9 protein-coding genes are annotated in these 12,980 nt (G+C 64.7%); 5 read left to right on the top strand and 4 right to left on the bottom strand.

Translation table 11 applies throughout. The features are described 5' to 3' along the window. Positions 1–15: 15 nt before the first annotated feature. Both ACWCPQ_RS00805 and ACWCPQ_RS00800 read left to right on the top strand, forming a co-directional pair. On the top strand, positions 16–207 hold the full coding sequence (locus ACWCPQ_RS00805) for a hypothetical protein (protein ID WP_449893258.1): 192 nt from the start codon (positions 16–18) through the stop codon (positions 205–207). A gap of 908 nt (positions 208–1,115) precedes the next feature. Further along, on the top strand, positions 1,116–2,972 hold the full coding sequence (locus ACWCPQ_RS00800; protein ID WP_449893256.1) for a hypothetical protein: 1,857 nt from the start codon (positions 1,116–1,118) through the stop codon (positions 2,970–2,972). A gap of 276 nt (positions 2,973–3,248) precedes the next feature. On the opposite strand, the gene ACWCPQ_RS00795 is transcribed toward ACWCPQ_RS00800, so the two are convergent. The 3 genes from ACWCPQ_RS00795 to ACWCPQ_RS00785 all read right to left on the bottom strand — a co-directional run bounded on the left by ACWCPQ_RS00795 (position 3,249) and on the right by ACWCPQ_RS00785 (position 7,650). Next, complete coding sequence (locus tag ACWCPQ_RS00795; protein WP_449893254.1) at positions 3,249–4,427, bottom strand: cytochrome P450; 1,179 nt, start codon at positions 4,425–4,427, stop codon at positions 3,249–3,251. An 895-nt stretch (positions 4,428–5,322) separates the two neighbouring features. Next, complete coding sequence (locus ACWCPQ_RS00790; protein ID WP_449893252.1) at positions 5,323–6,231, bottom strand: hypothetical protein; 909 nt, start codon at positions 6,229–6,231, stop codon at positions 5,323–5,325. A 423-nt stretch (positions 6,232–6,654) separates the two neighbouring features. Next, positions 6,655–7,650 (bottom strand): helix-turn-helix transcriptional regulator, encoded by a 996-nt coding sequence (locus ACWCPQ_RS00785; RefSeq protein ID WP_449893250.1) that lies wholly within the window; start codon positions 7,648–7,650, stop codon positions 6,655–6,657. Positions 7,651–7,711: 61 nt separating this feature from the next. Between ACWCPQ_RS00785 and ACWCPQ_RS00780 the strand changes: the two genes are divergently transcribed. The 3 genes from ACWCPQ_RS00780 to ACWCPQ_RS00770 all read left to right on the top strand — a co-directional run bounded on the left by ACWCPQ_RS00780 (position 7,712) and on the right by ACWCPQ_RS00770 (position 10,481). Next, positions 7,712–8,299 (top strand): DinB family protein, encoded by a 588-nt coding sequence (locus ACWCPQ_RS00780; protein ID WP_449893248.1) that lies wholly within the window; start codon positions 7,712–7,714, stop codon positions 8,297–8,299. Beyond that, a complete protein-coding gene (locus ACWCPQ_RS00775; protein ID WP_449893246.1) occupies positions 8,296–8,757 on the top strand; it encodes a VOC family protein in 462 nt (153 codons plus the stop codon). Before ACWCPQ_RS00780 ends, ACWCPQ_RS00775 begins: the two co-directional genes overlap by 4 nt. A gap of 125 nt (positions 8,758–8,882) precedes the next feature. Next, entirely contained in the window at positions 8,883–10,481 is a 1,599-nt protein-coding gene (locus ACWCPQ_RS00770) for a serine hydrolase (protein WP_449893244.1), read from the top strand. 3 nt (positions 10,482–10,484) lie between these two features. Here ACWCPQ_RS00770 and ACWCPQ_RS00765 read toward each other — a convergent pair whose 3' ends face one another. Beyond that, on the bottom strand, positions 10,485–12,875 hold the full coding sequence (locus ACWCPQ_RS00765) for an ATP-binding cassette domain-containing protein (protein WP_449893242.1): 2,391 nt from the start codon (positions 12,873–12,875) through the stop codon (positions 10,485–10,487). Positions 12,876–12,980 lie beyond the last annotated feature (105 nt).

Here is a 12,980-nt window from a genome sequence, read left to right as displayed (position 1 = left end):
TCGTTACACGGCGTATTGACGATTATGCAGCTCGACCATCAACCGCTGGTCATCATGGACAACTCGGTCATCAGCTTCGACAACCTCCGAGTCGACCGGGACGCCTGGCTGAGCAACGACCTCGCCACCATAGACGACGCCGGTGTCCTCACCTGGCGCGACGAAACTAGCCGCGAGCGGTCCTTCGCCTCGGCGATAGCCAGCTGACTGTCGGGCGGCTGGCGCTCTCCTCATGCTCGCGGGGAACTGCGGGTTCACCGGGTGTTCGGTAGCCGCAGGCCCTCGGCAGGACCTGTTGTAACTTCACGGTGACGGTGGACCGCACCCCCACGCCGCTGGTTTCGAGGGCGGAGCCAAGGATTGGCGGCCAGTTCTCGAAGATCGGTTTACACGCAGCTCATCCGGCCATGATCGGCTCCTGGCGTTGGGTAGATCGCCCGAATCATCGACGCACGCCTCGATCACTGGAAGCCACAAACAGTACCGACCGTTTCGTCGGCTAATAATTCTGGCGAACTTGCAGACAGGCGAGATGTCTCGTCGTGGCAGAGTACGGCCTGGTCAGCCGGTATCAGCGGATTAGCAGGTCATCGGCCTAGACCAATTGTTGTGATTGTTCCCCATGAGCGTGAAGACCGATTGTGAGACAATACTTTTCGTGCCTCGGTCGATCGATAGCAACTGGGTGGCAAAGATAGTGCCACAGTTCGAAGCGACCGCAACATCGGCTCGACCATACAGCCAGACCACAGGCCGACCGATCCGAACGGACTGCCTACCCCACCCGCCACCCCGGACGGTGGGGTTCCGGTCGCCGGAACTTCCTTGCGCCCTATCGCGATCCTGGAGGCGACCGGAATCCGCACGCGCCCAGGATCGGCCGCGGCGCGCAGCTGCCGGTGGCCGCCCACGGCACGAGGCTCCACGGCGAAGGTGCGTGGTGAATTGATCTATTGACAGGTGATCCCTCCGGCTTCTTTGCTCCGGTCCCGGTGGCGTCCGTGTGATATGCGGTGGCCGCCTGGTTCGTCTTGCGTCGAGGTTCGGAGGTGATGGCCCAGTATGCCCAGCGGTGCACGAGCGACCGTCGGGACGGAATCTAGTAGGAGGCGGTTATGGCTACCGACGCGGACGTGGACCAGACTTCGCTGGCCGAGGTCATTCGGCACGGCAGTCCGGAGTTCCATCAGCAGCTGCAGAAGATCCTGAACAACCCGGACTACGCAGTCACGGAGCAGCAGAACCAGGAACAGCGGCGCCTCAACGCCTACGACCAGTTGGGCGACCTCGTCCGACAGATAGGCGCCCGCGCCGTCGCGACCGACCTCCCCAAGCTGTTCGCCGTGTTCGATCAATGCGCGGTGCTGGCGACAGACCTGATTCCGTTGATCTCCGGCCATTACAACCTGGCCACGGGGAGCTTGGCCACACTCACCGACTCCGATTCGGCCACGCCGTACCTGCTGGATCTCGACGATGCCACCGCTGTCGGTGTCATTCTGCTGACCGAGTACGAGTGCGGCTCCAACATCCAGTACATGCGGACCACTGCAACCTGGGACGGCGACGGGTTCGTGCTCAATACGCCGGATCCGCAAGCCCGCAAATTTATGCCCAGCGTCGGGATTCCGGTGTCTCGAGTATGCGTCGTCGGAGCCCGGCTCATCGACTCGGCAGGTGTCGATCAGGGCGTCCACCTGTTCACCGCACGTCTTCGCGACGCCGACGGCGCCCCGGCCGCCGGTGTGACGATCACCCAGCTCGGTCATCAGCCGCTGGTCATCATGGACAACTCGGTCATCAGCTTCGACAACCTCCGAGTCGACCGGGACGCCTGGCTGAGCAACGACCTCGCCACCATAGACGACGCCGGTGTCCTCACCTGGCGCGACGAGGCAAGTCGCAAACGTGCGTTCGCCTCGGCGAGTAGTCAGCTGACCGTCGGACGTCTAGCGCTGTCCTCGTGTCTGAACGCCGAGGCCCGGGCCTCGCTCTACATCGCCCTGAACTACGCGAGCAGGCGAGTCGTTCCGATGACGCGCACCGACAAGCCGACCATGCTCGACATCCCTCATGTGCGTGACACACTGCTCACCGATCTGGCCGGCACCGTCGGCCGCACCCTCTACGGCAACGCGGTGAAGACATCGCTGGTGGGTGCGGATCTCACCGCTCGCGAGCCGGTGGTGGCGGTGATGCTGGCCAAAGACTTCATCCAGCGGCACGCACTGCAGACCGTCACCGACTGCCGCGTGAAAATGGCTGCCCAGGGCATGTTCAGCGCCAACCGGGTCGCCAGCTACCTCGGTGTTTGTCACGCCGCGATGACCGGGGAGGGCGATGTCTCTGTCATGGGATCGGTCGCCGGTCGAGTACTGGCCAAACAGCTGGCGGGTACACCGCCGCCCGAACCCGTCCTCCACGACCCTGCCGATCCGGCGGATCGAGCCCGCCTGCTCAGTGCCCGGACACTGACGATCGCACAGGAAGCACAGCCCCATCTGGGTAATCCCACATTGGAAGCCCGCCTCGAGGTGATCCCGGACGCTCTTGAACTCGCTGAGGCATACTCCGCCGAACAAGCCCTGAGGGCCCTCGAGGAGTACGTCGACCATCCCGAGATCGCTGCTGTCCGTGACGTTTTCGCCCTGGACCAGATCCACCAGCACGCGGCGTGGTACCTCACCCACGGACTACTCGATCCGGACGGGGTAAAGGCTGTTAAGCAGCAGCTTCGGAGCGGATTGCTCTACGAGGCCATCGACGAACTCGCCGGTCATCTGCCTGCACTGCTAGCCGCTTTCGAATTCGACGATGAGGTCCTCGGCGCCCCGGTGCTGGCCGACGATCTTGCTACGGCGTGGGAGGAACGCTGCCGCGACGATCGACCAGAGCCCGTCGGCGAGGAGGTATTCGCTGGCGAAACCTGGGGCGTCCGACTGCGAGGTCTCCTTACCCGCAATCCTATGTAGAGGGCCAACAGGGAGGGGCCGTGGGATCGGACCGTGCTTCGCCGAGCGGTCCGGCCATGGGGCCTTTGTCGCTATCGGGCGCGCGGCTGCGCACCGACAGCAGATTCGAGCTGCCGCCGGAGCTGCTGCAAACAGCCTTCAGCGACGACTTCGTTGACCCGGCACGCTGATCTTTAGCCGAAGGCGTGGATCCGCTGCCTCATAGTCCTCACACCGACCAGCTTCCGGGTCGGCTTCGAATTCCGCCATCGGCGTAATTCGAAGCCGACCCGGTTTTCAGACTCGACCGGCCGGTGCAGGGACAGATGCGAAACGCGGGGACGGCTCGAACACGACGGGCAGCTCGGCCAATGAGCGGTGGAAGGGGCCCGTCCGGTAGTCCAGGTCATCGGCCGAGCGCGCCAGTCTGACCTCTGGCAGCATATCGAGCAGCTGATCGATCGCGTTCTTCGCGACTTCGTATGCGACCTGCTGAGCTGGGCAGGTGTGCGGGCCGGTGCCCCATGCCAGATGCGAACGATTGTCGGTGAACTCGCCGGCGATCTCCGGGTCGTTGTTACACGCCGACAGACTGGTGACGACCGGCTGGTGTGCGGGCAACCAGACTCCGTCGATGAGAATGGGCTGCGGCGGATAGGTGATGAGGAAGTTCGCCAGCGGCGGGTCTTTGAACAGCAGCTCGTTGAGCGCATCAGTCGTCGTCAGCGCGCTGTCTCCGTGGAACCGGTCATCTCTCATGATCAGCAACAGGGTGTTGCCGATCAGGTTGGCCAGCGGCTCGATGCCGGCGCCGTAGATAGTGACCAGCTGATGTACGAGCTCCTCGGGGCTCAGGTCGGCCTCGTGGCGGATCAACCTGGTGGTGACATCATCGCCGGGCTCCTCGTACTTCAGACGAACAAGATCCGACAGCGCGTTGACGAACATCGTGTTGCCTGTGCCGCTCGGGTCGCCCTCGAACATCAGCACCATGCCTTGTTTGACGCGGTCACCGAGATCCGCCGGGCAACCGACCATGCGATTGAGATAGGCGAAGGTGACCGGAACAGCGTACTGATTGACCAGGTCCGCGGTTCCGGATTCGCAGAACTGATTGACTGCCCTGCGAGCGATTTCCTCGATCTCTTCGTGCAGGTTGTACAGGTTGATTCTGTCGATGCTGGCCACGTTGGCCGCGCGGTAGCGTCGGTGTTCGTCGCCTGCGCTACGAAGGGCATTTGGCCGGTATTGCATCATCGACTTCACCGGGCACGAGTCTGGGATGTCCCTCTCCCAGGTTCGCGGATCAGCTGGGAAGTGAGGGGCATCGTTGCCGATATGCACGGCGGTGCGGTAGCCGATCACCAGAGTGGCCGGGACACCCGGCGATATTTCCACCTGCGCCAAGGAAGGGTGCCGGCTGCGCATGTCCGCGTAGGCCCGTTGCTGGTTGTTTGCGAAGTCGTCTGCCCACATCGGAACCCGTTGCGGGTCATATGGCGCGGGTTGGGGAGCTGCATGCCGGGACTGGCGGGGTGGTTCGAAAGGCGTAGTCAATGGGTGACTCCAAAGTAAGTAACAGGAATACGACTTGCTGAGGTTCCCGGAGAACCGAATGCGATGGACGCGAAGCAACAGAGAGACACGTCAGCGAACGGTATGGACCATGTCCATACCGTTCGCGCGACCGGAGTGCGGCAGGAGCGCGCTCTTGAACCCGTAGTCAGGGATGCGGTTCACTACGGAAACCGAGAGGAGCCCGGTGGCGTGACGACGCCTGCGTTCATGCTCTGTTCGATCAGCGTTGACGCCGAGCCCAGTCGGCTTCTCACGCCGAGGCATTCGCACATATCAGGTTCCACGTCGGCTTATCATACTCACAGTTATCACCCTCAGCAGCGGCGGCGCTCGGCAACCGAATATTTCAATTGCCCATGTATCCCAACCGGTTCCGACTCACGGTGCGCCTTCAACCGGCATTCCGCATCGCTCTGCGGCAACGGACAGTGATGGTCGATGGCGTGCGCGATTTGGCTGATCACTCCACGCTGGTCGACTCCGAGCAGATCTCATCTACGGGCCTTGGTCTGGCACTTCGGTTGCCCAGGACGGGGGAGCACCCGAGTGATAGATCCGCTCACCCGCATCAGTTTCGGCGCGTGGACGCCGGCGGTCAGTTCGTGACGGTCGACGACGCAGGCCACAGCGTGGCGCTGGAGCAGCCGGAGGCGCTTAGTTGCGAGCCTCTTCGTCAGACGTCGAACCCAAGTCGCCCGCTCCTCAGAGTTTGTCACGCAGGGACGGCGGCATCGGCCGTATTGCCTCGTCGAACATACCTGGTGAGGTGGGTAAAATACATCCACGCCATCGGTTACGGCCGATTTCTGGGCCCTCCGTTCCGGTGGGCGAGTTCGGCGGTTCGGGCCGCAGCGAAGCTCGACGAGGCTATGGGACCGGGAGTGTGGCTGGCGTCAATATCGGCAGGGGGCTGAATTCCTTTCAGCTCCTGGACCTGAGAGATACTGCGGACGGACAGAGGCTCGTAGGCATCCAGTGGTTGCACGATCTGAGCAACCGCTTCAGCGAATCCGAAGTAGTTGGTATAGATACCGGCCGCAAGGGTGCACATCATCCGCCATTGCAAGCCCAACGCGTCGTGACGAGTCATCCACGGCTCGGCGACTGCATGCATCTCCTCGGCGGCCTGCTGACGATCCAGGTCGGAATCGAGCCGGACCCGTTGTTTGCGGAGCTGGTGGACGCGGGCGAAGTCGGCACGCATGACCTGCTCAGGCCACGTCGAAGCCCTACGGCCACTGTGGTAGCTCGGATTAGCCTGGTCGAGTGGGGCATATGGGTGCAGCCGGGTAGCGCTCAGAGGATCTCGTACCGGTGGCCAGGGCCCATGGCCGGTCGCCGCTCGGGCCTGGCGGATGGAGCGCCACTGCACGTCGGTGGCGCCCGTATCCGAACCATCGGCCAGGGCTACGAGCACCCGGCGGTGCAGCTCCTCCATTGCCTCCGAATTGTGGCGCCACCGGGCGACCGCGCCACATAGGTATTCCCAGTTCTCCCGCACGTCGGCGCAGTCGTGTCGGCTCCAGACCGCTTCCAACTCTGCTGCGGCAGTATCAATCTTGTCCTGTTTGGAAGGATCCACGAGCCCGCTGCGGTCGCCGCGAAGCCGGTCGAGGCACCAATGGTCTGCCCTCATGTTTTGCTCGATCTCGCTGGTCACACCGCGGAGACCGTAGTAGCGCGGAGACTCAGCGTCCGACATGGTCGCATTGTATCGAAGCCGCTGGATCGACGAGATTGTCCCGATTGCAGCATGGTTTGCAGCGACTCGAAGTCCGTCGTGATTTCTGCGCTGTGCCACCGCATCCGCGCTCTGGGGGGGTATCCAGACGCTCGGCCGATGAGCTGCGGTGTTCGAAGGTTACGCAGAGGGTTACTTGACATAATGTAGATTATCGGCGTTCGGGCCGAAGTGGCATCCGGCCTGCGGCGACCGCAGGATCGGTTCTCGTCTACACGGTGGACGCCGCCCGCAAGCAGCCGGCAGGCGGCCACGCACTCGGCGCTCCGATATCGCCGAAATTCCCGCGCCGGCAACAGTTCCCGGACAGTGACCCGCCTACCTTCATTTCGTCACCTGTGATGAAATGAAGGTAGGCGGTCGAGTCCGGATAATCTGTTCGGCTCATGAATCCTCTCGCGGCATCGGCGCGATCGTGGCAGCCGCGGTCCGCAGTCGGCCGGCCAATACGTGACAGCGCCGCGCCAGCTCCGGCGGGTCGAGGATCTCGAAGTCGTGTCCGAGTAGGACCATGTGCAGGAGCACGATATCCAGGCTGTTGTCCGCGCCGCTGCGCACCTCACAGAGTTCGTCGTCCCGATGGTGTACGACGGCCGCCGAGGCCGGGATCTGCGCGCGTACTGCCTCGGCCGGGGCATGAACGAGAAAGCGTGCCTGCTGCGAATAGACCCGGCTCGCCACACCTTCCTGCACGTAGGCCGCCGCATCGGGTGCCGGGCGTGGATGGAAGCGCCAGGTCCGGGCGGATACCCCGGTCATCCTGTCGACCCGGAAAGTGCGCCAGTCGGCCCGATCCAGGTCGTAGGCGAACAGGTACCAGCGCCGGTCGGAGGCGACCAGCCGGTAGGGCTCGACCCGGCGGCGCTGTGTCCGGTTTCCGGACGGATAGTCGAAACCGGCCTCGACCTCGTCGTGGCAGGCGCGGGCCAGCGTCAGGAGTACTTCGGCGTCGGCCGGGGTGCGGTTGCCGAAGGATTCCACCGAGCCGGTCAGGGCGCGTACCTCGTGCCGCAGGCGGGTGGGTAGCAGCCGGTCGAGTTTGGTGAGGGCCCGCAGTGCGGCGTCACCGGAACCCGCGACCGCACCACCCGCACCGACGAGCAGGGAGACGGCGACAGCGATCGCCTCTTCGTCGTCCAGGAGTAGCGGCGGCAGATCCCGGCCGGAGCCGAGTCGATAACCGCCGCCCGCGCCCTGATTCGCATGGACGGAATAGCCGAGGGCCCGCAACCGCTCGATATCGCGCCGTACGGTGCGGGTGGTGACGCCGAGCCGGGTGGCGAGTTCGGGCCCGGTCCAGATCTGGCGCTGCTGCAGCAGCCCGAGCAGGTTGAGCACACGTTCGGTCGTGCCCCGCTCACTGTCACCCGTTCCGTTCACCACATCAGCCTGCCAGAGAAAGCGGACCGATCCTGTCCTCCCGCTGTGCGAGGCTGACACCATGGATGCAGACGAACTCGACTGGAATGCGACACTGCGCGAGCAGTGGGAGTGGCACTGGAACCATCAGCTGCGGGCCCGGCTCACCGGGCTGACCGACGCGGAGTACTTCTGGTCGCCGGTTGCCGGTAGCTGGAGTGTGTGCCCGCGTGGCAGCTCGACCGCGCCCATACAGGCCGGCGCCGGCGATTTCACGATCGACTTCGCCTTTCCGCAGCCGGATCCGGCCCCGTTCACCACGATCGCCTGGCGGCTCGGCCACGTCATCGTCGGGGTGCTCGCGGCGCGTAATGCCGCGCATTTCGGGGCGCCTCCGGCGTCCTATGAGACATGGGAGTACGCGGGCGACGCCGCGGGCGCGCTCGACCAGTTGGAGACCCAGCTCGGGATCTGGCTGGACGGGGTGCGCGGTATGGGCGGGTCCACGCTCGGGGATCCGATCGGTGAGGCCGAGCCCTATCCCGACCTGCCGGTGGCCGCGCTGGTGCTGCACATCCATCGCGAGCTGATCCATCATCTGTCCGAGGTCTGCCTGCTGCGTGATCTCTACTTGCACACTCACCTGTCTACGAACGGAGCCACCCGATGAGCCGCCATTTCCAGGTCACCTTCGACGCACATGATCCGCGGGCGCTGTCGTCGTTCTGGCGTGCGGTTCTCGGCTACGTGCATCCCGGCCCGCCCGGGGTCGAATTGCCGGAGGGCGCTGACCCGCTTGCCGCCTGGGACGATTTCCTGGCCGGGATCGGGGTCCCGGAGGATCAGCGCAATACGCGCTCGGCGATCGAAGATCCGGAGGGACAGGGGCCACGTGTGTTCTTCCAGCGGGTGCCCGAGGACAAAGTCGCCAAGAATCGTGTCCATCTCGATGTGCGGGTGGCTCCCGGACTTCAGGGCGAGGAACGCATGGCGGCGTTGGAGACCGAATGCGTGCGTCTCGTGGCGCTGGGCGCGGTTCGGATCCGCCGTCATGAACCCGCTCCGCCGATGGAAGCCGGTTTCATCGTGATGGCCGATCCCGAAGGAAACGAGTTCTGCCTGGACTGAGTGTTTCGGTGCCCCTCTCCCCCGCGACGAGCCGACACCGGTTCGGTTCGCCGATGTGACGAACCGGTGGGGCTAGGCTCGCACGGGAACAGGGCTCGGTCAGCGACGACCTCCGGAGGCGGGTAATGCGCAGACGTCGGGTGGCAGCTCTCGGGGTGGCGGTGATCTCGGCCGCGGGCCTGGTGTCTGGATGTGGCGACCGGGAACCGACGCCGGTGCCGGGGGCTGCCGAACCGTCGACGTCGGCGGCGGCACCGCAGCCCGATCAGGCGGCCGGGGTGGATATTCCCCGTGGCCGGGTGGAGCATATTCTCGGCACGCTCGAATACCGCGCCGATGAGTTGATGCGGAACACCGATATTCCGGGTATGGCGGTGGCGGTGGTCTATGACGGCGAGGTGGTGTTCGAGAAGGGTTTCGGGGTCCGGGATGTGGACGGGCGGCAGCCGGTGAATCCGGAGACAGTGTTCCAGTTGGCGTCGCTGTCCAAACCGGTGGGTGCCACGGTGGTTGCACGGCAGGTGGCGGCCGGGAAGGTGCGGTGGGATACGCCGGTGCGGGAGCCGGCGCCGTGGTTCGCGTTGAACGACCCGTATGTGAGCGATCACGTGACGGTGGGTGATCTGTATTCGCATCGTTCCGGGTTGCCCGAGCATGCGGGCGACAAGCTGGAGGATCTGGGGTTCGACCGGAACCGGATTCTGGAGCGGTTGCGGATGCTGCCGTTGGCGCCGTTCCGTGATTCGTATGCGTATACGAATTTCGGGCTCACCGCGGCGGCGATGGCGGTTGCGGATGCTGCCGATCAGCGTTGGTCGGTGCTGTCCGAGCAGTCGCTCTACCGGCCGCTGGGGATGTCCTCGACGAGTTCGCGGTTTGCCGATTTCCTGGCGGCCGGTGACCGGGCGTCGGGGCATGTGCTGGTGAACGGTGAGTATCGGCCGGCGCAGCCGGGTCGGCAGCCGGATGCCCAGTCCCCCGCCGGTGGTGTCAGTTCGTCGGTTTCGGATATGGCGCAGTGGATGATGATGGTGTTGGCGAACGGGAAGCACGGTGGTGAGCAGTTGGTGCCGCCGGAGGCTTTGTTGCCGGCGGTGTCGCCGCAGGCGGTGTCGTCGCCGCCGAGTGCACCGGATGCGCGGGCGGGTGACTACGGGTTCGGTTTCAATGTGGGTAATTCGGCGGCGGGCCGGGTGGTGTTGAGCCATTCGGGGGCGTTCGATCAGGGGGCGGCGACTGCGTTGACGATGATTCCGTCGGCGAATGTGGGGATCGTGACGTTGACCAATGCGGCGCCGGTCGGGGTCCCGGAGACGTTGAACGCGGAGTTCTCGGATCTGGTGCAGTTCGGTGAGGTGCGGCAGGACTGGTGGGGGTTGTATTCGAAGGCGTTCGAGCAGTTGAATGCGCCGGTGGGTGAGCTGGTGGGTGCTCCTGCTCCGGCGACTCCGGCTCCGGCGCGCCCGTTGGAGGATTATGCGGGCAGCTACGACAACGGCTATTTCGGTGCGGCGTCGGTTTCGGTGGAGGGTGATTCGCTGCTGTTGACGATGGGTCCGCGTCACGTCGCGATGCCGTTGCGGCATCGCGACGGTGACACGTTCGTTTTCGCGCCGGTCGGTGAGATGGCGAATCCGGGCAGTATTTCGCAGGCCCGGTTCGACGGTGACCGGTTGTGGCTGGAGTTCTATGATTCCGACGGGTTCGGCACGTTCGTGCGTTGACGGTCAGGCGCCGACGTAGGCGGCGAGGTGTTCGCCGGTGAGGGTGGAGCGGTCGGCGACGAGGTCGGCGGGGGTGCCTTCGAAGACGATCCGGCCGCCGTCGTGGCCGGCGCCGGGACCGAGGTCGATGATCCAGTCGGCGTGTGCCATCACGGCTTGGTGGTGTTCGATGACGATGACCGATTTGCCGGAGTCGACGAGTCGGTCGAGGAGTCCGAGTAGTTGTTCGACGTCGGCGAGGTGCAGGCCGGTGGTGGGTTCGTCGAGGATGTAGATTCCGCCTTTTTCGGCCATCTGGGTGGCGAGTTTGATGCGTTGCCGTTCGCCGCCGGAGAGGGTGGTGAGTTGCTGGCCGAGGCGGAGGTAGCCGAGTCCGACGTCGGCGAGGCGGTCGAGGATCTTGTGGGCGGCGGGGATTTTCGCGTCGCCGGAGCCGAAGAATTCTTCTGCTTCGGCGACCGACATTTCGAGTACTTCGGCGATATTGCGGCCGCCGAGGGTGTATTCGAGGACGGCGGATTGGAATCGCCGGCCTTCGCATTCTTCGCAGGTGGATTCGACGGTGGCCATGACGCCGAGGTCGGTGTAGATGACGCCGGCGCCGTTGCAGGTGGGACAGGCGCCTTCGGAGTTGGAGCTGAAGAGGGCGGGTTTGACGCCGTTTGCTTTGGCGAAGGCTTTGCGGATGGGGTCGAGCAGGCCGGTGTAGGTGGCGGGGTTGCTGCGACGGGAGCCGCGGATGGCGCCTTGGTCGATGGTGACGACGCCGTCGCGCCCGGATACGGAGCCGGTGATGAGGGAGCTCTTACCGGATCCGGCGACGCCGGTGACGACGACGAGGGCACCGAGTGGAATGTCGACGTCGACGTCGCGCAGGTTGTGCGAGTCGGCGCCGCGGACTTCGAGTGCGCCGGACGGGGTGCGGACAGTTTTCTTGAGGGCGGCGCGGTCGTCGAGGTGGCGGCCGGTGAGGGTGTCGCTGGCGCGGAGGCCGTCGACGGTGCCTTCGAAGACGATCCGGCCGCCTTCACTGCCGGCGCGGGGGCCGATGTCGATGATGTGGTCGGCGATTTCGATGGCTTCGGGTTTGTGTTCGACGACGAGGACGGTGTTGCCTTTGTCGCGGAGTTGGCGCAGCAGGTCGTTCATGCGCTGGATATCGTGCGGGTGCAGGCCGATGGTGGGTTCGTCGAAGACATAGGTGACGTCGGTGAGTGAGGAGCCGAGGTGGCGGATCATCTTGGTGCGTTGTGCCTCTCCCCCGGACAGGGTGCCGGAGGGGCGTTCGAGGGAGAGGTAGCCGAGGCCGATATCGGTGAACGAGTCGAGCAGGTGTCGCAGGCCTTTGAGCAGGGGCGCGACGGCGGGTTCGTCGAGGTCGCGGACCCATTCGGCGAGGTCGCTGATCTGCATGGCGCACAGGTCGGCGATGTTCTTGCCGTTGATCTTGGAGGCCAGTGCTTCCTTGGTGAGTCGGGTGCCGGCGCATTCGGGGCAGGTGGTGAAGGTGACGGCTCGTTCGACGAAGGCCCGGATATGCGGTTGCAGGGCGTCGACGTCTTTGGCGAGGAACGATTTCTGAATTTTGGGGATCAGGCCCTCGTAGGTGAGGTTGATGCCGTCGACCTTGATCTTGGTGGGCTCTTTGTAGAGCAGGTCGTGCAGTTGTTTCTTGGTGAACTTCTTGATCGGTTTGTCCGGGTCGAAGAAGCCCGAGCCACGGAAGATGCGGCCGTACCAGCCGTCCATGCTGTAGCCGGGGACGGTGAGGGCGCCGCCGTTGAGGGAGAGGTTCTCGTCGTAGAGGGCGGTCATATCGAAGTCGGTGACCGAGCCCATGCCTTCGCAGCGGGGGCACATACCGCCGAGGCGGCTGAAGGTGGCTTTCTCGGCGACGGTTTTGGCGCCGCGCTGCACGGTGATGGCGCCGGTGGCGGTGACCGACGGCATGTTGAACGAGTATGCGTTGGGTGAGCCGATATGGGGGTGGCCGAGGCGGCTGAACAGGATGCGCAGCATGGCGTTGGCGTCGGTGGCGGTGCCGACGGTGGAGCGTGGGTTGGAGCCCATCCGTTCCTGGTCGACGATGATCGCGGTGGTGAGCCCTTCGAGGAGGTCGACGTCGGGCCGGGACAGGGTGGGCATGAAACCTTGGACGAAGGCGCTGTAGGTTTCGTTGATCATCCGCTGGGATTCGGCGGCGATGGTGGCGAAGACCAGGGAGCTCTTACCCGAGCCGGAGACGCCGGTGAACACGGTGAGCCGTCGTTTCGGGATCTCCACGCTGACGTCTTTGAGGTTGTTGACGCGCGCGCCCTGGACCCGGATGAGATCGTGGCTGTCGGCGGCGTGTGTCGCGGACGCCCGCGTACCGGTCTTCGTGGCGGTGGTCATCTGTCTCCTCTGGTCGGTCGCCGTCGTTTCCGGGCCGGTCTCGGGTGGAGCGGCGCGGTTGTCTCTGGGTGGCCCGCACGGTGTACCGGTGGGCCGGTGGCGAGT

Source organism: Nocardia sp. NPDC001965, assembly GCF_053594175.1.
Note: the sequence above shows the minus strand (reverse complement) of the source record. Positions and strands in the feature narration are given on the sequence as shown.

Bases quoted from the DNA above. Each gene is read 5' to 3' on its own strand.
- ACWCPQ_RS00800 (WP_449893256.1), top strand. From the start codon at position 1,116: ATGGCTACCGACGCGGACGTGGACCAGACTTCGCTGGCCGAGGTCATT.
- ACWCPQ_RS00795 (WP_449893254.1), bottom strand. From the start codon at position 4,427: ATGTGGGCAGACGACTTCGCAAACAACCAGCAACGGGCCTACGCGGAC.
- ACWCPQ_RS00790 (WP_449893252.1), bottom strand. From the start codon at position 6,231: ATGTCGGACGCTGAGTCTCCGCGCTACTACGGTCTCCGCGGTGTGACC.
- ACWCPQ_RS00780 (WP_449893248.1), top strand. From the start codon at position 7,712: ATGGATGCAGACGAACTCGACTGGAATGCGACACTGCGCGAGCAGTGG.
- ACWCPQ_RS00775 (WP_449893246.1), top strand. From the start codon at position 8,296: ATGAGCCGCCATTTCCAGGTCACCTTCGACGCACATGATCCGCGGGCG.
- ACWCPQ_RS00770 (WP_449893244.1), top strand. From the start codon at position 8,883: ATGCGCAGACGTCGGGTGGCAGCTCTCGGGGTGGCGGTGATCTCGGCC.
- ACWCPQ_RS00765 (WP_449893242.1), bottom strand. From the start codon at position 12,875: ATGACCACCGCCACGAAGACCGGTACGCGGGCGTCCGCGACACACGCC.